The sequence below is a fragment of the Propionivibrio limicola genome (genome assembly GCF_009469695.1).
In the GTDB taxonomy this organism is placed as follows: domain Bacteria; phylum Pseudomonadota; class Gammaproteobacteria; order Burkholderiales; family Rhodocyclaceae; genus Propionivibrio; species Propionivibrio limicola.
Window position 1 is genome coordinate 110,794 of sequence record NZ_SSSR01000003.1, and the last position, 22,356, is coordinate 133,149.

Here is a 22,356-nt window from a genome sequence, read left to right on the forward strand (position 1 = left end):
ATCAGTCGGAAAGGATGAGCAAGGGCTGGGCGTTGCGGATGAGCGCCTGCAACTGCGTCAGCAATTCGTCGCGCAGCTCGTAGAGGTCGGCGATTCCGGCCTGGGCCTCGGCGGTGCGGCCCGTGTCGCGCAGTCGGCAGAGTTCGTTTGCCCGCGCGTGCGCTTGCTGGTGCAGGCGGTCGATGGCGGTGAAGTCTTCCCGATGTCCGTAGCGGGCCTTGCCCTCCGTGACCAGCCACGCGCCGAAGCGGCATTGCTCGATGTCGAGCGGACGCGGCTTGAGTTCGTCCTGCAGATGGCGGGCCATGGCTGAAATCCAGGCGCGGTGTTCGGCGCCGGCAAAGAGCAGCGGCATGTCGTCGCGGTTGATCGGCGGTACGTTCACCCAGGCGTCGTCGGGGCGCCAGGCGGCGGTCCATGCCGGGACGCTGGCCGCCGGCATCGGGCGGGCAATGCCGTAGCCTTGCGCCAGTTCGCAGCCGAGTTGCAGCAGAAGTTCGCCGTGCGCCACGGTTTCGACGCCTTCGGCGATGATGTCGCGCTGGAAGGCCGTGCCGAGGCTGATCACGCCTTCGAGGATGGTCAGGTCATCCGGGTCGTCGAGCATGTCGCGCACGAAACTCTGGTCGATCTTGAGCTGCGAAACCGGCAGGCGCTTCAGGTAGGTCAGCGACGAATAGCCGGTGCCGAAATCGTCGAGGGCGAAGGTCACGCCCAGCTCGCGGCATTCCTTGATCACTTGCGAGACGCGGATCAGATCCTCGAGCGCGCTCGTTTCCAGCACTTCGAGTTCGAGATCGCCGGGGCGGATGGACGGATGAACGGCCAGAATGTCGCGCAGGCGGGCGACGAAGTTGGGCCGCTGCAACTGCCGTGCACCGACGTTGACGCTGACCGGGATATCCAGCCCGGCGGCGCGCCAGTGTTCCACTTCGCCAAGGGCGGCGTCGATCACCCATTCGCCGATATCGATGGCCATGGCGTGGTTCTCGATGACGGGCAGGAATACGGACGGCGGCAAAAGCCCCTTCTCCGGGTGTTGCCAGCGGATGAGCGCTTCGGCGCCGATCACCTTGCCGCTGCGCATATTCACTTTTGGCTGGAAGTGGAGCACGAATTCACGTGCCGACAGCGCTTCCTGAATGCGTTGCAGGCTCTCGTGATGGCCGCGCACGCTGCGGTCCTGTTCGGCGTCGAAGATGTGGTAACGGTTCTTGCCAGCCAGCTTGGCCTGATACATGGCCTGGTCGGCCTGGCGCAAAAGCTGGTCGGCATCGACGCCTTCGGCCTGCGGGAAAAAGGTGACGCCGAGGCTGGCCGAGACTTGCAGCTGGCGGTCGCCGATCGGCACCGGCTGTGCCGCGGCGGCCAGCAGGCGGCTGATCATGGCGACGCTGAGCGAGGCTTCGTCGAGATCAAGCAGCACGGCGACGAATTCGTCGCCGCCGAGGCGGGCGAGCGTGTCGCCTTCGCGCAGCGTGTTTTTCATGCGTTGCGCCAGCGCAATCAGCAACTGGTCGCCCGTTTCGTGGCCGTAGGTGTCGTTGATCGCCTTGAAACCGTCGAGGTCGAGGTAGGCGACAGCGAGCAATTGCTGGTGGCGCATGGCCTGCGCCATGGCCTGATGCAGACGGTCGGCGAGCAGCACGCGGTTGGGCAGCGACGTCAGTACGTCGTAGTGCGCCATGTGCTCAAGCTGCTTCTCGTGCTCCTTGATCGGGGTAATGTCCGAGAACAGCGACACGTATTGCTGCACGGCGCCGGTTGCGTCGCGAACGGCGCTGATCGTGCGCATTTCCGCATACACCTCGCCGTTCTTGCGGCGGTTCCAGATTTCGCCGGACCACTCGCCTTTTTCGAGCAGGTCGCGCCACAGCGCGGCGTAGAACTCGGGGCCGTGGTGGCCGGACTTGAACAGGCGCGGGTTTTTTCCCAGCACTTCGTCGCGCGTGTAGCCGGTGATGCGGGTAAAGGCGTTGTTGACGTCGATGATCGCCCCGTCCTGCGCGGTGATCAGGATGCCCTCGCGGGCGTGCGTGAACACGTTGGCCGCCAGCTGGAGTTTTTGCTCGGCCTTCTTGCGCACGTCGATGTCGGCGATGACGCCGACCAGCCCGCGTTCGACGCCATTGGCGCCATAAAAGCGCTTGCCGGTCAGGTGTCCCCAGAATTCGGTCTGGTCGGCGCGCCAGTAGCGCCGGTCGAGATCGACGGCGGTGAGCTCGCTGGCCAGCAGCGCCAGCATTTTCTGGCGGCCGGTCTCGCGTTCCGCGGGATGAATCAGCGCCACGTATTCGTTGCCGACCAGCGTGTCGAGCGGATAGCCGAACATTTCGGCCATGCGCTGATTGGCCTGCGTGATGCGGCCGCCGGTGTCGACGAGGAAAATGCCGACGCTCGACGTGTCGAGAATCTGCTTGAGCAGCAATTCCCGCTGTTCCAGCGTCTGGATCAGGCGGTTGAAGCCGCCGATGAGCTGGCCGATTTCGTCCTGGCGAACGACTGGCAGCGGGCGCAGCGGCTGCTCATTCTCCGCCATGGCGGCGAGCTGGCTGGCCGTGTCGAGCACCGGCGCGAGCTGCCGCCGCAGCAGCCACCAGATGAGCAAGGCCGACAGGAGCGTGAGCAGCGTCGTGGCGATCAGGATGCGTCGCTGCATCTCTTCAATCGGCGCGAAGGCTTCGCTGGTCGGCAGCGTGGCCACGGCGAACCAGCCGGCGATCGGGATGCGCTTGGCCGAGGCCAGCACTTCCACCCCAAACGGATTGGTAAAGACGACGGATCCCTCGTGACCGGCACTGAAGCGATCGATGGCCGGGAAAGCGCCCGGTTCCGGCATCTTGTTCATGATGTTGTGTTTGTCGGTTGCCGTGACAACCAGCCGGTGCTGGGGCGCGACAATCAGGTAGCCGCCGGTTTTGCCGTAATGGCTGGCCGTGAGCCGATCCAGGAAATTGGGCAAGCCCAGCTGGATGGCGCCGGACAGCGCCCCGATGACCTGCCCTTGCTGATCCTTGATCGGGACGGCCAGGCCGATGATCGGCGCCTTGAGCTTGCGCCCGATCACCGGTTTGCCGATGGCCGGCCGGCCCTCCTTGATCGCGATGGCGACCGGTTCGCTGTCGAGGTAATTGACGCCGATCCGTCCGGCCGACAGCGGAACGTCGGCGATGGCGACGCCGTTGATGTCATGCACGACAAGGCCGCCGTTGAACATCATCTGCGTGACGGTGCGGTTTTCGATGAGCGATTGCATCCCCGCCTCGCCGTGGGTTTTCCACGCCAAGGCCGCACCGTCGGCGACGGTCTGCAAGGATTTGAGCCGGTTTTCGAGTTCAGCGTCGATCTGCGCGGCAACGACGGAAACCGTGGAGAACTGTTGGTCGCCCAGAAGCTGTTCGGTGTCCTCGCGCAACATCTGGATGCCGAAAAGCGAGAGTGACCAGATGCCGACAAGGAAGACGCTGAGCGCGGCAAAGGGGATTTTTGTTCTCAGCGACAGCCACGGGGCGAAATTTCGTTTCATGCGGCGTTTCCGTTGCGGGGAGCAAGTAGTCAAAGAGCCGCAATATAGCTTGATCAGCGGATGTGTGGACACTCTTGCCGACGGCATCGTGCAAAGGCTTGCACTGCCCGGTTGCGAAGGCTAGCCTGAGTGCGAGGGTTCAGGAGGGGGCGGTTGGCTGAAGGGGGCTTTGTTTGCGTGCCTGTGAAGTCCTGGTGGGCTTGAAAGGGGTTCTCATGCTGTATCGATCCGACCATGGCCGCGGCGGCCATCGCGGCCACGAGGCCGACGAAGAGGCGGTTGCCGAAACGGTCGTTTTCCGCGGACTCGTTCGTTACGAGCAGCAGTCGCCGATCCGGCAGGTGTCTTATTACCTGTGTGGCGACATTCTCGAACCGCAGTACTACACCGAGTTGTTCTATACCCTGCGGACGGCGACCGATACCGACCTCGTCTATCTGCACCTCAATTCGTCGGGCGGCGATTTCAATACCGGCTTGCAGATCATCAACAACATCGTCGCCTCGCAAGCCCAGGTAGTGACGATCCTCGAAGCGCGCGCCTACTCGATGGCGGCGCTGATCTTCCTCTGCGGCGACAAGCTCATCGTGCATGACAACTGCCAGCTCATGTTCCATATCTATTCCGGCTATTTTTCCGGCAAGGGCAACGAGCAGCAAGCCGAGGTGCTGGCCATCAGCAGCTGGTTCGAGAAAGTCATGGCGCGCATCTGCATGCCGTTCCTGAGCGAGGGCGAGATCAACCGGATTCTCAAGGGCAGCGACCTGTGGATGGATTCGGACGAAATCCGCCACCGCCTGCTGCGCATGCAGCGCGTCAAGGCGCCGGTCCGGCCGCGGGCGAAAAAGGCTGTGCCGGCGAAGGGCGTTGAGCCGCCGGGCAGCGAAAAGAAATAGCCGTCGTTCTTCCCCATGCTCCGCCGGCCGAGCGCCGAGACATTGGCCATTATTCGTATTCGGCGATGGGAATTATCCCGGGTGCCGCATGGACAGACACTATTGCTGGCCGTTAGAGTGCGAGTTCATCAGAAAACAGTCACCTTGCCGGGGGCTGGTTGCACCAGCAAGGTCCGATAGTCTTGTTAGATCAACGGAGTGGGTCCATGAAAATTCTTACGCTGCACGGCATCAACCTCAACATGTTCGGCAAACGCGATCCGAAGCACTACGGCACGGCTACGCTGGCCGATATCGACGCAAGCGTTCAGGCGCTCGGCAAGGAGCTCGGCGCCGAAGTCGAGTGCTACCAGACCAACTGCGAAGGCGAAATGGCCGCGCGCATCCATCAGGCGTATCTCGACGGGATCGACGCGATCATCATCAACGCCGGCGCCTGGACGCACTACAGCTACGGCATCCGCGATGCGCTGGCCATCCACACCGCCCCGATCATCGAAGTGCACATGTCGAACGTGCATGCCCGCGAAGAATTCCGCCACTACTCGGTGTTCGGCCAGCTGGCCAAGGGCCAGATCTGCGGCTTTGGTGTCGAAAGCTACCTGCTCGGCCTGCGCGCCGCCGTTGCCGCCGTGCAGGAAGCGAAGAAAGGCTGAGTCTCTTTCATCGAGTCACTAAACGACGGGCGTCAGGCCCGTGCTGAAAAAAACCGGCAGAATATGCGTTCTGCCGGTTTTTTTATGGTCGTTTGAGGCTTGCCGCCTCAAAGACAGCATTTTTCGGGTGATGACGAATGATTCGATACGGACAAGGGATTTTTGCGGTTGATGCCGAGTATCTGCGCGCGGGGATGGCGGCGATCCATCTCGTCGTGGAGAAGGGGCGGGTAGCTCTGGTTGATGCCGGGACGTCGCATTCAGTGCCGCTTGTGCTTGGTGCGCTCGGTGAGTTGGGGTTGGCTAGGGAGAATGTCGAATTCGTCATCCTGACGCATGTCCACCTCGACCACGCCGGCGGCGCGGGCGCGATGATGGCGGCGTTCCCGAACGCCCGTCTGGTGGTGCATCCGCGCGGAGCCCGGCATATGATCGATCCGGGCAAGTTGATTGAAGGCGCGTCTGCCGTTTATGGGGCGGACGAGGTGCGTAAGCTGTACGGTGAAATCCTTCCGGTGCCTGCGGACCGGGTCGTCGAGGCGACGCACCAGCTGGAACTGGACCTGGCTGGCCGCAAGCTGGTCTGCCTCGATACACCGGGGCACGCCAAGCACCATATCTGCGTGGTTGATACCCAAACCGGCCATGTTTTCACCGGCGACACGTTCGGCATCTGTCTGCGCGAGCTTGATTGGGAAGGAAAACAGTTTGTTTTTCCGACGACGACGCCCGTTCAATTCGACCCGGCGGCCATGCATGCGTCGATCGATCTCGTCATGAGCTATCAGCCGGACGCGGTTTATCTGACGCATTTCGGCCAAGTGCGCGAGGTGGCCGCCAAGGCGGCCGAGTTGCATCGGCTCATTGATGCGCAGGTGGCCGTTGCGCTTCAGGAAGCCGAGGCGGACCCGGGCCGGCATTCGCGGATCAAGGAAGGCTTGGCTCGCCTGCTGATCAATGCGATTCGGGCGCATGGAACAGATCTTTCTGACGAGCAGCTCCGCGCGTTGCTCGCCGTCGATCTGGAACTCAATGCGCAGGGGTTGGGTGTCTGGCTCGACAGCCGGGCGCGGTAATTGCTGTTTTGGCGCCCGGTCAGCTGTTCAGGAACAGCGCCGAACAGACGCCGCGCAGCCAGCGGTTGCCGGCGTCGTGGTGGAAGCGTGGGTGCCAGTGTTGCTTTACGGTGAAGGTCGGGATCGGGAAGGGGCAGGCCAGTACCTTGAGGCCGGCGGCCCTGGCCATCGTCTCCCCGATCTGGCGCGGCAGGGTGACGATCAGGTCGGTAGTCGACACAATCGAGCCGACGCCGAGGAAACCGGGAAGTTCGAGCTGAACCCGGCGCCGGATGTTGAGCCGTTCGAGCGCGCCGTCGAGCAAACGATAGCCCGTTCCGGCGATGATACTGATGTGCTCCTCCTGCTGGTAGGCGGCCAGCGATAATTCGTTGTCGATCCGCGGGTGCTGCCGGTTGGCCAGGCAGACCCAGTCCTGAGTGAACAGGCTTTGCTGGTAGAGGGTCGGGCCGACGTCGGGGACGAGCCCCAGCGCGAGATCGGCCTCGCCGCTTTCCAGCAGGCGCGTCGTGTGGCCGTCGATGCGTTCGGTGCCAAGACGGATGCGCGGCGCTTCTGAACGGATGTGCGCCAGCAGGCGCGGCAGCAAGGTGGCGCGGCTGGCATCAGTCATGCAGATACGGAAACGTCGCTCGCTGGTGGTCGGATCGAAACGCGACTCCCAGTTGGACAGGTGGCGGAGGGAATCGAGCGTGGCGCGCACGGTGACGATCATTTCCTCGGCGCCCCGCGTCGGCTGCATGCCCGACGCGGTTCTGACGAACAGCGGATCATTGAATTTGCGCCGCAATTTCCCCAGCCAGATGCTGACGGTCGGCTGCGCCATTCCGAGTTGTTCGGCGGCGCGGGAAACGCTTTGCGTGGTGTACAGCAATTCGAAAAGCTGCAGCAGATGGATGTCCAGCAGGGGGCTTTGCTGTTGACGCTCGCTCATGGTTATTTGAACCGGCAATGGCGAAGCCGGCGATTATTGCACGGTGCGCCGCTGGATTGGCGCTTGCCTCGTCAAGGAATTTCTCGCGGCCTGTCGTGCGGCTTGGCGCGATTGAGCGCCAATTCGGCCAGGCGCGGCAGGCGGGTGAGCAGCACCAGTGCCACGAGGCCGAGCGGAGCAAGCCCGGTCCAGGCCGATTCTTCGGCAAGGCCGCTGCCGATCAGTGCGCCGAGAATGCCCTGCGGCAGGAAACCGATCAGCGAACCGGCTAGAAAATTGCCATTGCCGACCCGGCTCAAGGCCATGCCGATATTGAGGATGATGTTGCTGACCGGGAGCACGCGGATGAGCGCCACGGAAACGATGCCCGGTTGCGCCTCGACGATCCGCGTGAATAGCCGATAGTGGCCAAAACGCGTGCGCAGCCATTCCCGTCCTCCCCAGCGGGCTACCCGGAAAGTGATGAACGATCCGAGCAGGCTGCCGCACAGCGACCAGAACAAGCCTGCCCAAAAACCGAAGGCGAAACCGCCGAAGCCGAAAAAGACGAGGCGCGGCGTGCCGATCATGATCAGCAAGGTGCTGAACGCGATGAAATAAACGCCGGCCCACCGGTCGCTCGTCTGGAACAAGGTGACCAGAGCCTCTCGGTCGTGCACGAGATCGGCCAGTGGGGTGAGGCGCAATGCGACCACCAGCGCCGCTCCGATGGCGGCGAGGGCCAGCGCCTTGCGCCAGGTGCCGCGTTGCGCTGCGTGATGCTGGCGTTCTTTGGCGGGCGGTGCGACTTCGATGGTGTTTTGCGTTTGGTCGGGCATGGGCGGATGAGGTGCGAGGGCCTCCGATTTTACACAGCGCGCGGAAATGGCAAAGGATCAGGAAGTTTTTTGCTTGGCGGAATATTGCCGGAACCAATCCGCCCAGCGGGCAATGCCGTCGACCAATGTCGTCGTCGGCGTAAAGCCGGTGTCGCGGCGCAGATCGTCGATGTCGGCACAGGTGGCCAGGACGTCGCCCGCTTGCATCGGCAGGAAATTCTTCAGGGCGACCCTGCCGAGCGCGTTTTCGATTGTCTGGATGAAGGTCAGCAATTCCACCGGCTGATGGTTGCCGATGTTGTAGACGCGATAGGGTGCGCGGCTGCTGCCGGGATCGGGGGTGTCGCTGTCGAACGCCGGATTCGGCGCCGCGATCCGGTCGACGACGCGCACCGTGCCGGTAGCGATGTCGTCGATGTAGGTGAAATCGCGCTGCATCTTGCCGTGGTTGAACACGTCGATCGGGCGCCCGTCGAGGATGGCGCTGGTAAACAGCCAGGGCGACATGTCGGGACGTCCCCAGGGGCCATACACTGTGAAGTAGCGCAGGCCGGTCGTGGGCAAGCCGTACAGGTGGCTGTAGCTGTGGGCCATCAGCTCGTTCGATTTCTTGGTTGCGGCATACAGGCTGACCGGGTGATTGACCTCGTCGTGCACCGAGAACGGCATCCGGGTGTTGGCGCCATAGACGCTCGAACTGCTGGCATAGACGAGGTGTTCGACGGCGTGCCGGCAGCAACTTTCAAGCACGTTGGCGAAGCCGACCAGATTGCTCTGGATGTAGGCCTGCGGATGGGTCAGCGAGTAACGGACGCCGGCCTGGGCGGCCAGATGCACGACGCGCTGGAAGCTCTCTCGGGCAAAGAGTTCGCCAAGGGCGGTGGCGTCGGCGATATCCTGGCGCACAAAGCGGAAGTTGGCGAACGGGGCGAGGCAATCGAGCCGCGCCTGCTTGAGCGCCGGGTCGTAATAGTCATTCAGGTTGTCGAGGCCAACGACCTCGTCGCCGCGTTCGAGCAGCAGGCGGGCGACGTGCATGCCAATGAACCCCGCCGCGCCGGTCACCAGTATCTTCATTTGCCTGCCCCCGAGAGCACGTTGTGCGATGCATGATCATAAACCGCCCGGCTCGCTGGCGGCGAACAAGCGGGAAGTCTCCGTCTCTGGTGAAGTCGCGGAACGGCGGGCGGCACTGGGGTAAAATCGCGCCTTTGATTCCGGCATGCGGGTGAAGATGCCGATCCCCCTCAATTCAAACAGGACAAACAGGAAACAGAGCCATGAGCACATTGACCGGACTGTTGCAGAAAATGGAATCGCGCCACTCGATCTTCGAGGAGGCCGTGCGCCAGTTGCCGCTCCCCGTCTGCCCCGCCTTCGGTGATGGCGCGACGTTACGGGCGATTTCATTCGCGCCGGGCGAGCGCGTGTTGCGCACCAAGGACAGCGACAGCGTGGCGAAAAGTTTCCCGAAGTCGGTGCAAGCCTCCGGTAATGCCGTGCTGGCGGCGGCCGGTGCCAATCCGAACGTGTCGCAGGGCAAGCGCGTGGCGGTGCTGTTCTCGGGCGGGCCGGCGGCTGGTGGGCACAATGTGGTGTGCGGCCTGAAACGCATCCTCGGCCAGGGCAACACGCTGTTCGGCGTCAAGCCCGGCCCCAAGGGGCTGATCAAGGGCAACCTGTTTGAGATTACCGGGGCCGACGTCGATGGCATCGCCAATACCGGCGGTTTTGACTTCCTCGGCACCGACCGTACCAAGATCAAGACGCCGGAGCAGTTCCAGCAGGTCAAGGAAACGTGCATCAAGCACAACCTCGACGCCATCGTGATCGTCGGCGGTGACGATTCGAACACCAATGCGGCGGTGCTGGCCGAATACCTGTTCTCCGGCGTCAAGGCCGACGGCTCGGGCGTGCAGGTGATCGGCGTGCCGAAAACCATCGACGGCGATCTGCAGGTCGGTGATCTGTTGCCGATCTCGTTCGGTTTCGACACGGCGACCAAAATCTACGCCGAGATGATCGGCAACATCCTTCAGGACACCCGTTCGTCGCTGAAATACTGGCACTTCATCAAGCTGATGGGGCGTTCCGCCTCGCACGTGACGCTCGAAGCCGCGCTGCAGACGCGGCCGGCGGTGACGCTGATTTCCGAGGAAGTGGCCGAGAAGAAACAATCGCTGGCGTCGATCGTCGATCAGATCGCGCGCAGCGTCATCGAGCGCGCCGCCAAGGGCGTGACGCACGGTGTCGTGCTCGTTCCGGAAGGGCTGATCGAATTCATCCCCGAAATGAATGCCCTCATCGCCGAGCTGAACGACGTGTTGGCGCACCATGCGGACGCCTTCGCGGCCTCGTCGGCCGACGAGCGCATCGGCTTTGTCGCGGCGCGCCTGACGGCGGCCAATGCGGCGCTGTTCGCCTCGCTGCCTGATCACGTGGTCAAGATGCTGCTCGCCGACCGCGATTCGCACGGCAACCTGCAGGTGTCGCTGATTCCGACCGAGCGCATGCTGGCCGACATGGTCAAGGTGCGCGTCGGCCAGCTCGACGCGAAGGTGCCGTTCGGTGCGCACTGCCATTTCTTCGGCTACGAAGGCCGTTGCGGCGCGCCGACGCTGTTCGACGCCGCTTACACCTACAACCTCGGCCTGACGGCGGGGGCGTTGATCCTCGATGGCCGTACCGGCTACATGGCGGCGGTCAACAAGCTCGACGCTGGCGGGCAACCGCTCGCCATCCCGCTGACCGGCCTGCTCAATATCGAACGCCGTCACGGGCAGGACGAGTTCGTGATCGAGAAGGCTCTCGTCAAGATGGATTCGCCGGCCATGCAGTTCTTCATGGCGCGGCGCGAGGCGTGGTCGGCGGACGACCTGTTTTCGTCGCCGGGGCCGCGCCAGTTGTGGGGCGCCGCCGCGCAGCAGATGCCGATCAGCGTGGCGCTGAACTCCGGCGCGGAGTCGTTGACGTTCAAGATCGGCTGATGGCGTAAGTCGTGATGACAACGGAGTTGATGATGGAATCAGGTTCGTTGTCAGGCGCTGAAGCAGCCTGATAGTCAGTTGTGTTAAGAGTGTGGATAAATGCTTCACCACCAAGGCACCAAGAGCACAAAGATTCGCCAAGAAAACAGGGTGTTAGCTTGGTGCTCTCTTGGTGTCTTTGTGTCTTGGTGGTTCGCTTTTTTTGTTGACTGCCCTATTAATTCACTCCGCAGGCGAGTTTCCAGAGCTTCTCCTCCATTGATGCTGCGGAAATCGTGTACCAGATTCGTGCCTCTTCATCGTCCACGATGACCTTTGCGCCGTCGCCCATGGCGCCGGTGTAGGCTGTGGAAGCGAGATATTTTTCCAGCTTGTCGGTGCAGTCGTAGGCGGTGCGGACAACCGTCGACAGGTAGGTCGGGATGCCCGGGTCGGATTGCGGTGCGCCCCAGCGGACGAGGTGCAGCAGTTGCGCCGTGTCGGCTTCGCGGGTGACGGTTGTGGCATCGGCGTAAACGATGGTGTTGTCGTCGAAGCGCTCGATTTCGACCCAGTCCGCCTGCGTGTTCAGGCTCAGGGCGAGCAGCGTCAGAGTCAGGGCCGCGCGTGCGGCATGTGTTGGCTTTTTCATGGGCGGGCATTCTACCGTTCAAGCGGGTTATTCTGCGAGTCGCTGTTTGACCCCGTCTGGCTGGTCGGGGATACTCCTTTCTTGTCCTTTCTAGGCTGTTGGCATTCGAGGGTCGGCGCATGGAAGTTTCCTGTCTTGGCGAACCGCTTTTTTCCTCTCCGCGCGATTTTTACGTCAGCGACAAGGCGCGCGTGCCGTACTGGGTCATCGTCGATCCGGACGCCCCATCCGAAGATGCACTGGCGTTCGAGCTTGCCGGTCCGCGCGCACGGCTGTTTTTCGATCCTCCCAAGACGCGTGCCGGTGTCGTCACCTGTGGCGGTTTGTGTCCCGGGCTGAACAACGTCTTGCGCTCGCTGGTGCTTGAGCTTCACCACGGCTACGGTGTGCGCGAGATTCTCGGCTTCATGAACGGCTACCGCGGGCTCGATCCCGTGCTTGGCGGCGAACCGGTCAGCTTGACCCCCGAGTTCGTCGAGGATATCCACAAGGAAGGCGGCACGGCGCTCAATACGTCGCGCGGGCCGGTCGACATCGGGGCGGCCGTCGATAACCTGATCCGGCGCCGGGTCGATATCCTGTTCGTCGTCGGCGGCGACGGCACTCAGCGCGGCGGCGCGGCGCTGATGCAGGAAGCCCGGGCGCGCGGCCATGCGCTGGCCGTTGTCGGCATTCCGAAAACCATCGATAACGACGTGCCCTTCGTCTCGCGGACATTCGGCTATCTGACGGCGGTCGAAGAAGCGGCGCGGGCGATCGATTGCGCGCATACCGAGGCGCACAGCGTCCACAACGGCATTTCGCTGGTCAAGATCATGGGGCGGAACGCCGGGTTCATCGCCGCTGGAGCGACGATTGCCAGTCAGGACGTGAACTTCACGCTGGTGCCCGAGGTGCCGTTCGCGCTCGACGGGGAAAACGGTTTTCTTGCCGCGCTCAAGGCGCGCGTGCAGCGGCGGGCGCACGCGGTCGTGCTGGTTGCGGAAGGCGCCGGGCAGCATCTGATGGACGGCTGTGCGCCGGAATACGACGCGTCGGGCAATCTCAAGCTGAAGGATATCGGCCTGTTCCTGCGCGAGCGCATCGAGGGCTACTTCAAGGCAGAGCAAATTCCGATCACGCTGCGCTACTTCGATCCGAGCTACATGATCCGCAGCGTGCCGGCCAATGCCGAGGATGCCATCCTGTGTGACTTTTACGCACGCAACGCGGTGCACGCGGCGATGGCCGGCAAGACCGGTCTCGTCATCGGCCAGCAGCACGGGCTGTTTACGCATGTGCCGGTCGAGTTGCTGGCGCAGCATGTGAAGCGGCTGGAGCTGACCAGTCCGGCCTGGCGCGGTGTGCTGGCGGCGACCGGCCAGAACTTCGCGCAGGTCAGCCCCTGATCGGCTGTTAGAATGTCCGCCTTTTCTTTTCAGATGGTTGTCGTGGATACCTTGCTTCTGCTCAAGGCGCTGCTACTCGGCGTCGTCGAAGGTCTGACCGAGTTTCTGCCGATTTCTTCGACCGGTCACCTGATCCTGGCCGGCGATCTGCTCGACTTCAACGATGACCGCGGCAAGTTGTTCACCATCGTCATCCAGTCCGGCGCCATCATGGCGGTTGTCTGGGAATACCGGCAGCGCGTCGTCAGTGTTCTGTGCGGGCTGGGGCGAGAGCGCAGCGCCAACCGCTTCGCCCTGAATCTGGCGATTGCCTTCATGCCGCTGGCGATTCTCGGGTTGTTGTTCAAGAAAGTGATCGAGGCCTATTTGTTCAAGCCGGTGCCGGTGGCGCTGGCGTTCATCGTTGGCGCCTTCCTGATCCTGTGGGCGGAGCGGCGCGAGCATACGGTACGGCTCAATTCGGTCGATGAAATGTCGCCGCTCGACGCGCTCAAGCTTGGGTTTGCGCAAGCTCTGGCGCTGATCCCGGGGACGTCACGCTCCGGGGCGACGATCATCGGCGGCTTGTTCTTCGGCCTCTCTCGCCGTGCGGCGACCGAGTTTTCCTTTTTTCTCGCGATTCCGACGCTGTTTGCAGCGACGATCTACAGCCTGTACAAGGAGCGCGCGCTGCTCAATGCCGATGATCTCGGTCTGTGGGTGGTCGGTTTCGTGGCTTCGTTCGTTTCGGCTTTTCTCTGTGTGCGCTGGCTGCTGCGCTATGTCAGCTCGCACGATTTCAGTCTGTTTGCCTGGTATCGCCTGGCCTTCGGCTTTATCGTCCTGGCGACCTGGCAACTCGATCTGGTGGCCTGGAGTCATGGATGAGCGCCAATATTCTTTACCTGCACGGGTTCCGCTCTTCGCCCGCTTCGTGGAAGTCGATCCTGCTGGCTGAAACCCTGCGGGCGCGTGGGCGGGACGGGCACTATTTTTGTCCGGCGCTTTCCTATGTGCCGTTTGAGGCGATTGCCCACGCCGAGATCATCATCAAGCGTCTCAAGGGCGATGTGGCGCTCGTCGGCAGTTCGCTGGGCGGCTACTACGCGACCTATCTGGCCGAGAAATACAATCTCAAGGCCGTGCTGATCAATCCGGCGGTCAAGGCGCCGTCGTTGCTGACCAATTGGGTCGGGACGCAGATCAACCTGCACACGCGCGAAAATTTCGAGTTTACGTATGAACACATCGAGCAGCTCAAGCGTCTCGATGTGGCGACGATTACGCCGGAGCGCTACCTTGTCCTGCTCGAAACCGGCGATCAGATTGTCGACTATCGCGATGCCGTGGCGCGCTATGCCGGCTCGCGTCAGATCGTCGTCCAGGGTGGCGAACACCTTTTTCTCAGTTTTCCCGAGTACGTGCCGCAAGTGCTCGAATTTTGTGGGATGTGATTTTTAGATGCATGTGCTTTTCGAAGAAGAGGGTGCTTTCAAAACGGCCAACGTCATGGCTGACAACGACGCGTCGTTGCAGGTCGAAATGGCGTCCGGCAAACGTACCAAGATCAAGTCGTCGACGGTTCTCCTGCGTTTCAAGGAGCCGTCGCCGGGCGAGCTGTTGAGTCAGGCCGAGACGCTGGCGAACGGGATCGAGGCCGAATTTCTCTGGGAGTGTGCGGGCGATGACGAATTTCTTTTTTCTGATCTTGCCGACGACTATTTCGGAGGCGCCGGACAAAAAGCGTCAGCGGTCGAAGCGACTGCGCTCCTGCTGGCCCTGCAAGCAGCGCCCGTCTATTTTCATCGCAAAGGCAAAGGGCGCTTCCGCAAGGCGCCTCCCGACATTCTCGCAGCCGCTCTGGCCGGTCTTGAAAAGAAGCGTCAGCAAGCGCTAGCCATCGAGCGCATGGTCGGCGAGCTCAAGACGTTTGCGATGCCGTCCGAGTTCAAGCCGCTGCTCGACCAGCTGCTTTACGCGCCGGACCGCAATCGTCCGGAAACGAAGGCACTGGAGGCGGCGTGTGCCGAAACCGGCCTGTCGGCGGCGCATCTGCTGGAAAAATGCGGCGCCATCCCTTCGCCGTACGATTACCACCTGCAACGCTTCCTGCGCGAACAGTTCCCGCGCGGCGTCGCCTTTCCCGACGTCGCACTGCCCGAGGCGCCAAGCGGCTTGCCGCGCGCCGACGTGCGGGCGTTTTCCATCGACGATGCGGCGACGACCGAAATCGATGATGCCTTTTCGCTGCAAGCCTTGCCCGGCATCGGCTGGCGCGTCGGCATCCACATCGCGGCGCCGGGCCTCGGCATCGCGCCGGGGTCGGAATTCGACGAGATCGCCCGGGCGCGCTTGTCGACGGTGTATATGCCGGGCAACAAGATCACGATGCTGCCGGATGCGGCAGTGGCCAATTTCACCTTGGCGGAAGGGCGCGATTGCCCCGCCGTTTCGCTCTACCTGACGGTGACGCCCGAATTCGAGATCACCGCGCACGAATCGCGCGTCGAGATCGTGCCGATCGCGGCGAATCTGCGCCACCACGACATCGAGCCCGTCTTCAACGAGCAGACGCTGGCCGATGTTCTTCCGGAGTTCCCTTTCCGCGACGAGCTGAAGACGCTCTGGCAACTGGCCAACGCCTGCGAAGGCCGGCGCGGCAAACCGTCGGCGATGCAGGGCGTCAACGACTACAACTTCGCGATCGACGGCGATCTGGCCGACCCGGAGCAGTGCCGCGTCGAGATCAGCGAACGCAAGCGCGGCAGCCCGCTCGACAAGCTCGTCTCCGAGTTGATGATCGTGGCCAACAGCACCTGGGGCGGCCTGCTGGCCGAGAAGGGGATTCCCGCCGTCTATCGCGCCCAGGTCGGCGGCAAGGTGCGCATGACGACCTCGCCGCTGCCGCATGAAGGGCTCGGCGTCGCGCAGTACGCGTGGTCGTCTTCGCCGTTGCGGCGCTACGTCGACCTGATCAACCAATGGCAGCTCATCGCCTGCCTGCGTGGCGAGGCGGCACCGTTCAAGCCGAAATCCGATCTGCTGTTCGCCGCCATGCGCGACTTCGAACTGACTTACGGCGCTTATGCCACCTTCCAGCGCCACATGGAACGCTACTGGTGTCTGCGCTGGCTGGGGCAGGAGGGCTTGCAGACGATCGATGCCACGATTCGCCGCGAGAATCTCGTCAAGTTCGATCACCTGCCGCTGTTGCAGCGTGTCCCCTCGATACCGGAGCTGAAGCCGGGGCAGCGTGTCCGCTTGAGCCTGGAAAGCACGGATTTCCTGACGCTTGAGCTCGGCAGCCGTTATCTCGAAACGCTGGCCGAACCGGAGGCGCCGGCCAGTGATGCGGAGTTGGCTGAAGAGGATACGATGGAGGTTGGCTAAGTGGGCGGGGGGGGGCGGACATTGGCGGCGCCGGTGACGGCGTTCTTGCGCTGGCTGTCGGAACAGCCGGCGATGCATCTGGCCGTTGGCGTGTCGGTGGTGTTGCATGGCGTGCTGCTGTCGCTGCACTTCCAGTATCCCGACGCGTCGCGCGCCTTCCGCGATCAGGCGCTCGACATCATCCTGGTCAACAGCAAGTCGGCGCGCAAGCCGACGAAAGCGCAGGCGCTGGCGCAGGCCAACCTCGACGGTGGCGGCACGACCGATCAGGAGCGGCGTGCAAAAACCCCCTTGCCGCCATCGGCGAAGCAACAGAGCGGCAGCGAGCTTGAGCAGGCGCAAAAGCGCGTCCAGCAACTTGAAGCGCGGCAGCAGCATTTGCTCGAGCAAGCGCAAGGAAAACGCTTGATCGGACCGCGTCGCGACGGCGAGGCCAAGCCCGATCCGACCCCCGCGCCGAGTGGTCGTGACCTGATGAGCAGCGCGCTGGAAATGGCGCGCCTGGAAGGGGAGATCGCCCGCCAGACGGAGGAGTACAACAAGCGGCCGCGGGTGAAGAACCTCGGCACGCGGACCGAAGAATACCGTTTTGCCCGCTACATGGAAGAGTGGCGGCAGAAAGTCGAACGCGTTGGCACGCTCAATTATCCGGAGGCCGCGCGCGGTAAGCTCTCCGGCAGTCTGACGCTGACGGTGCGCATCAAGAGCGACGGCAGCGTGGAGAGTGTGGAGATCGACAGGTCTTCCGGGCACAAAGTGCTCGATGATGCGGCTAAGCGAATCGTGCGCATGGCCGCGCCCTATGCGGCCTTCTCGCCGGATGTCCGTCGTGACGTCGATGTGATCGCGATCACGCGTAAATGGAATTTCACCGCCAGTAATGCCCTTGAGACTACCCGGGCTCCGTGATTCATGGTGTGGCTTTTTCGCTGGGCCAAGCGCTGCGTTCTCGCCCTGCTTGGGCTGATTGTCCTCTACCAGCTCTGGCTGTTCGGCTGGGTGTTGCTCTGGACATGGGTTAATCCGGGCATGACGCGCTTCATGGAAATTCGTCTGGCCGAACTGCAGGCGAAGGATCCGAAAGCCAGGTTGAGAAAGCAGTGGGTGGACTACGGTCGGGTGTCGGTTCATCTGAAGCGGGCGCTGATCGTCTCCGAGGATGGCACCTTCGTGCATCACGAAGGCTTTGACTGGGACGGCATCCAGAGAGCCATTGAAAAGAATCAGCGGCGCGGGAAAGTCGTCGCCGGTGGTTCGACCATTTCCCAGCAACTCGCCAAGAATCTCTTCCTGTCGCCGGCGAAAACGCCGTGGCGCAAGGCGCAGGAGGCCGTGATCACGTTGATGATCGAAGCCACGTGGAGCAAGCGGCGCATTTTCGAGGTGTATCTGAACGCGATCGAGTGGGGGAATGGCGTCTTTGGCGCCGAGGCGGCGGCGCGGCATCATTACGGGATTGGCGCCGCGCAGTTGTCGCCCGAGCAGGCCGCTCGGCTGGCTGCGATGGTGCCGAGTCCGCGTTTTTATGACCGTCACCGCAATGCGCCGGGGCTGGTGCGGAAAACGGCGGTTGTGCTGGCGCGGATGCCGTCTGCCCGGATTCCATGAATTTATTCCGGGAGCCTCTCGGCAGACGGCAGACGACAGTTTTCGTACAGGCGAATCGAGCCTGCGTGCTAGAATCCGCGCCTGTTCGACGCACCGCAGCACAGGGGAGGCGCACCCGATGAATGAAGAAAAAAATACCCCCAGTAACCTCGAAAACGTGAAGGAGTTGCTCGCCAAGCACCAGCTGGTCGAGGATCTCGTGCATCGTCAGGACATGCCGCGTCACGATCTCGTCGAAGGTGTGTTGCACAAGCAGCATCTGGCCGAATTGCGCACCTTGCTCGAACGGGTCCCCCTCGCGGAGATTGCCAGTATCATCGAGGCACTGGAGCCGGAGGACCGCTTGCTCGTCTGGTACGAGGTGCGCGAGGAGCGCGGGGAATCCATCCTCGAAATCCTCTCCGACGAGGTGCGTCAGGATCTGATCGGCGACAGTCACTATCGCAACGAAAAGACAACCATCACGGCGTTCGAACTGCGCAACGGACGCCTGAGCCAGATCGCCGTCAATACGCCGTCCGACCTCAAGTGCCTGAAACCGATCTGGGTCGATCTGGTGGCGCCGACGCCAGAGATTCGCGCTTGGGTCGGCCGCTTCTTCGACGTCCAGTTACCGAACCCGAGCAATCTGACCGACCTTGAGGCCAGTGCGCGTTTCTACATCGAGGACAACGGCGAGATTCACCTGCACTCGGACTTCCTGCTCGATACCAAGGAGGAGTCGCGCAACGTGGCGGTGGCGCTGATTCTGCACCGCGACATCCTGTTTTCGGTACGAACCGAGGAGTTGCCGATCTTCCGCCTGCAGCGTCTGCGCGCGCGCACGCAACCGGGCTATGTGACGGACGGCAAGGACGTGTTGCTGGACCTCTACGCCGCCGACGCCGAGTACTCCGCCGATGCGCTCGAGGATGTCTACGCCGCGCTGGAGGATGTAAGCAAGCACGTGCTGGGCAATGTGGTGACCGACACCGAGGCGGCGAAGATTCTGGCCGACATCGCCCGCGAAGAAGATTTGAACGGGCGTATCCGGCGTAACGTGCATGACACGCGCCGCGCTGTTTCATTCCTCGTGCGCGGCAAGTTTCTCAACAGCGATCAGTTGGAGGATGCGCGGCAGATTCTGCGCGACATCGAGTCGCTCGACGGCCATACCTCGTTCCTGTTCGGGAAGATCAACTTCCTGATGGATGCGACGGTCGGTTTCATCAACATCAACCAGAACAAAATCATCAAGATCTTCTCGGTGGCCTCGGTCGCCATGCTGCCGCCGACGCTGATTGCCAGCGTCTATGGGATGAACTTTCAGGGCTGGTTCCCGGAAATTCACTGGGACTACGGCTATCCGTTCTCGCTCGGACTGATGCTGGTTTCGGTGGCCGTGCCGTTCTGGTTCTTCCAAAAGAAGGGCTGGCTGCGCTAAGTTTCCGGTCGCTGCCAGCCTTCGGATTTCGCTTACCAGGTTCTGAAAATCTCTTCCGCGGCGCTGACGGTGGTGGCGATGTCGGCCTTGTTGTGTGCCGCCGACACGAACCCCGCCTCGAAGGCCGACGGCGCGAAATAATGGCCGGCGTCGAGCATGGCGTGGAAGAAACGATTGAACGCCGCCGTGTCGCACTCCATGACTTCCGCGAAGTTCTGCGGGCACTGCCGGCGGAAGTACAGCCCGAACATGCCGCCGATGGATTGGGCTGAAAACGCGACGCCCGATTTCTCAGCCGCGCTGGCCAGCCCGTCGCAGAGCGACTTGGTCTTTTGCTCTAGTTGCGCGTAAAAGTCGGGTGCCTGGATCAGTTTGAGCGTCGCCAGTCCGGCGGCGACGGCGACCGGGTTGCCGGACAGCGTACCCGCCTGATAAACGGGGCCGAGCGGCGCGATTTTTTCCATGATTTCCCGCCGGCCACCGAAGGCGCCGACCGGCATGCCGCCGCCGATGACCTTGCCGAGCGTCGTCAGGTCCGGCGTGATGCCGTAAAGCCCCTGCGCACAGCCCAGCCCGACGCGAAATCCGGTCATCACCTCGTCGAATATCAGCACGCTGCCGTGCCGGGTGCACAGAGTGCGCATGGTCTGCAGGAAGCCCGCGGCGGGGGCGACGAGATTCATGTTGCCGACGACCGGCTCGACGATGACGGCAGCGATCCGCGAGCCATGCTCGGCGAAGGCCTGTTCGAGTTGTGCGCTATTGTTGTAGTCGAGAACCAGCGTGTGTTGCGCGAGATCGGCCGGAACGCCGCCCGAACTCGGGTTGCCGAAGGTCAGCATGCCGGAGCCGGCCTTGACGAGCAGGCTGTCGCTGTGGCCGTGATAGCAGCCTTCGAATTTGATCAGCAGATCGCGGCCGGTGAAGCCGCGTGCCAGCCGGATGGCACTCATCGTCGCCTCGGTGCCGGAGCTGACGAGGCGCACCATGTCGAGCGACGGCAGGAGGTCGCACAGCAGGTCGGCTATTTCGACCTCCATTTCGGTTGGCGCGCCGAACGACAGCCCTTTGGCCGCGGCTTCCTGTACGGCGGCTACGACCGCCGGATGGGCGTGGCCAAGAATCAGCGGCCCCCATGAGCCGACGTAATCGACGTAGGAGTTGCCGTCGACGTCGGTAACGCGCGCCCCGTTGCCGCTGGCGAAAAAGCAGGGCGAGCCGCCGACCGAGCGGAAGGCGCGGACCGGCGAATTGACGCCGCCCGGAATGTGGCGCTGGGCGCGTTCGAAAAGTTGCTGGCTGCGGTTGGTCAAGCCGGTTCTCCTTCAAAAAGCGATTGATAGGCGCCGGCGCGCGCCTCAATGTCCGGTGCATCGAACAGATCGGTGATGACGGCGAGCATGTCGGCGCCGGCGGCGATAACGGCGGGAGCGTTTTCGAGCGTGATGCCGCCGATGGCGCAGGACGGTACGGAAAGCTCGCGCTGGCCACGTTCGAACAAGGCAAGCGGTGCGCGTGGCGCGTGTGGTTTTGTCGGTGAGCCGAAAACGGCGCCGAAAGCGACATAGTCCGCCCCGGCGGCAACGGCTTGGCGAGCCAGCTCGAAGTTCGCATAGCACGAAGCGCCGAGGATTCGTTCCGGGCCCAACGCCTGCCGTGCGGCTATCAGGTCGCCATCGTCGCTGCCAAGGTGGACGCCGTCGGCGCCGAGCGCGAGGGCGAGGGGCAGATCGTCGTTGATGATGAAGAGGGTGTCGAAGCGGCGGCAGAGCGTTTGCAGGGCGCGTGCGATTCCCGGCCGGTCACCGACGGGACGGTGCTTGTCGCGGAACTGCAGGATTCTTGCACCGCCGCGCAATGCGGCTTCGGCACGGATCAGCAGGTGCTCGTCATCCAGTGTGTCGGGGGTGATGGCGTAGAGACCGCGTAGGTTGTGTTGGTTCATGTGTTCAAGGTGTTTTTAACGCAAACGTTGGCGGAAAAAGCGGTCGGGAATGTACTGGCCCCGCCCCGGGTGGAAGGCATTCGCCAGCGTTTGCCATGTGTAATCTTCGGCGGCCGCAACGGCCTCAATGACGTTTTTTCCATGGGCCAGGCCGGCGGCAATGGCCGAGGCGATGGTGCATCCGGAACCGTGGTAGCTGCCCGCGAGTCGCTGGCAACGGTTTTGGTGCACCGGGCCGCTTTGGTCGTAAAGCGTGTTGACGACGTCGGCCGTCTCTTCGTGGGTGCCGGTTAACAGGATATAGCGGGCGCCAAGGCCGGTCAGGCGGTCGGCGCATGCGGCAAGCGTTGCCTTGCTTGTGCTCGTGCTTTCCGCCGATGCGGCCAGGCGACGTGCTTCCAGCGAGTTTGGCGTAAGGATGGTGGTCAGCGGCAAGAGTTGTTCGCGGAGGGCGGCGATCAGTTCCACGTTGGCCAGCGCATCGCCGCGGCCGGAGGCGAGCACGGGGTCGAGCACCACGGGGACGGCGGGATAATCGGCGAGGATGCGGGCTATCGCGGCGACGTTGTCGGCACTGCCGATGAGTCCGATCTTGAATGCGCTCACCGGTATGTCTGCCAGTACCGTACGGGCCTGATTTTCGACCCAGTCGGGTGGAACGGGGCGGACGCCGCTGACACCGATCGTGTCCTGAGTGGTCAGCGCGGTGATGGTGGAAAGCGCGTGGCAGCCGAGCGCCGAAAGAGTCATGATGTCGGCCTGGATGCCAGCGCCGCCGGTGGGGTCGCTGGCGGCGAATGCGAGGACGGCAGGGCGGCAGGTTGCGCTTGGGAGGATGTTCATGAGGCGAGATCGATGCAGTGACCGGACATGTTGGACCGTCCGGCAAGGAGGTGGAGCGGCCGCTTTCGGCCAGCGTTAAAGCGAATTTCGTCCGGCTGATTTTACCCGAAAACCAAAGTTTTCCCTGATGTGGCAATTCCTCGTTTGGAGCTGACCACAGGCCATAATTGTTGCATAATGCCCGAAAGCACCAAACAAGAAGACCCCCTGAAAAAGGGCATTCCGGAGGTGAAAATTGGCCGAAGCAACAAATCTG

19 protein-coding genes are annotated in these 22,356 nt (G+C 62.7%); 11 read left to right on the plus strand and 8 right to left on the minus strand.

What is annotated here, in order from left to right:
* Position 1: 1 nt before the first annotated feature.
* On the minus strand, positions 2 to 3,526 hold the full coding sequence (locus GH659_RS04460; protein ID WP_153109560.1) for an EAL domain-containing protein: 3,525 nt from the start codon (positions 3,524 to 3,526) through the stop codon (positions 2 to 4).
* 215 nt (positions 3,527 to 3,741) lie between these two features.
* On the opposite strand from GH659_RS04460, the gene GH659_RS04465 reads away from it, so the two are divergent.
* The 3 genes from GH659_RS04465 to GH659_RS04475 all read left to right on the plus strand — a co-directional run bounded on the left by GH659_RS04465 (position 3,742) and on the right by GH659_RS04475 (position 6,154).
* Complete coding sequence (locus GH659_RS04465; protein ID WP_153109561.1) at positions 3,742 to 4,422, plus strand: Clp protease ClpP; 681 nt, start codon at positions 3,742 to 3,744, stop codon at positions 4,420 to 4,422.
* Positions 4,423 to 4,628: 206 nt separating this feature from the next.
* Entirely contained in the window at positions 4,629 to 5,078 is a 450-nt protein-coding gene (gene aroQ / locus GH659_RS04470) for a type II 3-dehydroquinate dehydratase (protein WP_153109562.1), read from the plus strand.
* 137 nt (positions 5,079 to 5,215) lie between these two features.
* Positions 5,216 to 6,154, plus strand: coding sequence for an MBL fold metallo-hydrolase (locus GH659_RS04475; protein WP_153109563.1), 939 nt, complete (start codon positions 5,216 to 5,218; stop codon positions 6,152 to 6,154).
* A 19-nt stretch (positions 6,155 to 6,173) separates the two neighbouring features.
* On the opposite strand, the gene GH659_RS04480 is transcribed toward GH659_RS04475, so the two are convergent.
* From GH659_RS04480 to GH659_RS04490, 3 genes are all read right to left on the minus strand, one after another.
* On the minus strand, positions 6,174 to 7,088 hold the full coding sequence (locus tag GH659_RS04480; RefSeq protein WP_153109564.1) for a LysR family transcriptional regulator: 915 nt from the start codon (positions 7,086 to 7,088) through the stop codon (positions 6,174 to 6,176).
* Positions 7,089 to 7,159: 71 nt separating this feature from the next.
* Positions 7,160 to 7,906, minus strand: coding sequence for a TVP38/TMEM64 family protein (locus GH659_RS04485; RefSeq protein WP_153109565.1), 747 nt, complete (start codon positions 7,904 to 7,906; stop codon positions 7,160 to 7,162).
* Between the two features lie 57 nt (positions 7,907 to 7,963).
* Positions 7,964 to 8,983, minus strand: coding sequence for an NAD-dependent epimerase (locus GH659_RS04490; protein ID WP_153109566.1), 1,020 nt, complete (start codon positions 8,981 to 8,983; stop codon positions 7,964 to 7,966).
* Between the two features lie 203 nt (positions 8,984 to 9,186).
* Here GH659_RS04490 and GH659_RS04495 point away from each other — a divergent pair, with 203 nt between their 5' ends.
* The gene (locus tag GH659_RS04495; protein ID WP_153109567.1) at positions 9,187 to 10,893 is read left to right on the plus strand and encodes a diphosphate--fructose-6-phosphate 1-phosphotransferase; all 1,707 of its coding nucleotides are present in this window, start codon (positions 9,187 to 9,189) and stop codon (positions 10,891 to 10,893) included.
* Positions 10,894 to 11,110: 217 nt separating this feature from the next.
* Here the strand turns inward: GH659_RS04495 and GH659_RS04500 are convergent, their stop codons facing one another.
* Complete coding sequence (locus tag GH659_RS04500; protein WP_153109568.1) at positions 11,111 to 11,524, minus strand: surface-adhesin E family protein; 414 nt, start codon at positions 11,522 to 11,524, stop codon at positions 11,111 to 11,113.
* A 119-nt stretch (positions 11,525 to 11,643) separates the two neighbouring features.
* On the opposite strand from GH659_RS04500, the gene GH659_RS04505 reads away from it, so the two are divergent.
* From GH659_RS04505 to corA, 7 genes are all read left to right on the plus strand, one after another.
* Positions 11,644 to 12,912 carry an ATP-dependent 6-phosphofructokinase gene (locus GH659_RS04505; protein WP_153109569.1) on the plus strand — a complete coding sequence of 423 codons (1,269 nt, stop codon included), beginning with the start codon at positions 11,644 to 11,646 and terminating at the stop codon, positions 12,910 to 12,912.
* A 42-nt stretch (positions 12,913 to 12,954) separates the two neighbouring features.
* Positions 12,955 to 13,779 carry an undecaprenyl-diphosphate phosphatase gene (locus GH659_RS04510; RefSeq protein WP_153109570.1) on the plus strand — a complete coding sequence of 275 codons (825 nt, stop codon included), beginning with the start codon at positions 12,955 to 12,957 and terminating at the stop codon, positions 13,777 to 13,779.
* Positions 13,776 to 14,345 (plus strand): YqiA/YcfP family alpha/beta fold hydrolase, encoded by a 570-nt coding sequence (locus GH659_RS04515; protein WP_153109571.1) that lies wholly within the window; start codon positions 13,776 to 13,778, stop codon positions 14,343 to 14,345. Before GH659_RS04510 ends, GH659_RS04515 begins: the two co-directional genes overlap by 4 nt.
* Before the next feature lie 7 nt (positions 14,346 to 14,352).
* Positions 14,353 to 16,281: a ribonuclease catalytic domain-containing protein gene (locus GH659_RS04520; protein WP_153109572.1), complete on the plus strand. Its 1,929-nt coding sequence runs from the start codon at positions 14,353 to 14,355 to the stop codon at positions 16,279 to 16,281.
* Complete coding sequence (locus GH659_RS04525) at positions 16,282 to 17,190, plus strand: energy transducer TonB (protein ID WP_246167702.1); 909 nt, start codon at positions 16,282 to 16,284, stop codon at positions 17,188 to 17,190.
* A gap of 3 nt (positions 17,191 to 17,193) precedes the next feature.
* Positions 17,194 to 17,889 (plus strand): monofunctional biosynthetic peptidoglycan transglycosylase, encoded by a 696-nt coding sequence (gene mtgA, locus GH659_RS04530; protein ID WP_153109573.1) that lies wholly within the window; start codon positions 17,194 to 17,196, stop codon positions 17,887 to 17,889.
* A 118-nt stretch (positions 17,890 to 18,007) separates the two neighbouring features.
* Positions 18,008 to 19,312, plus strand: a complete 1,305-nt coding sequence (gene corA / locus GH659_RS04535) for a magnesium/cobalt transporter CorA (protein ID WP_153109574.1) — start codon at positions 18,008 to 18,010, stop codon at positions 19,310 to 19,312.
* A gap of 32 nt (positions 19,313 to 19,344) precedes the next feature.
* Here the strand turns inward: corA and hemL are convergent, their stop codons facing one another.
* From hemL to thiD, 3 genes are read right to left on the minus strand one after another with little or no spacing between them, the layout of a single operon-like run.
* Positions 19,345 to 20,625: a glutamate-1-semialdehyde 2,1-aminomutase gene (hemL, locus tag GH659_RS04540; protein ID WP_153109575.1), complete on the minus strand. Its 1,281-nt coding sequence runs from the start codon at positions 20,623 to 20,625 to the stop codon at positions 19,345 to 19,347.
* Complete coding sequence (gene thiE, locus GH659_RS04545) at positions 20,622 to 21,257, minus strand: thiamine phosphate synthase (RefSeq protein ID WP_153109576.1); 636 nt, start codon at positions 21,255 to 21,257, stop codon at positions 20,622 to 20,624. Before thiE ends, hemL begins: the two co-directional genes overlap by 4 nt.
* A 15-nt stretch (positions 21,258 to 21,272) precedes the next feature.
* A complete protein-coding gene (gene thiD, locus GH659_RS04550) occupies positions 21,273 to 22,100 on the minus strand; it encodes a bifunctional hydroxymethylpyrimidine kinase/phosphomethylpyrimidine kinase (RefSeq protein ID WP_153109577.1) in 828 nt (275 codons plus the stop codon).
* Positions 22,101 to 22,356: the final 256 nt, after the last annotated feature.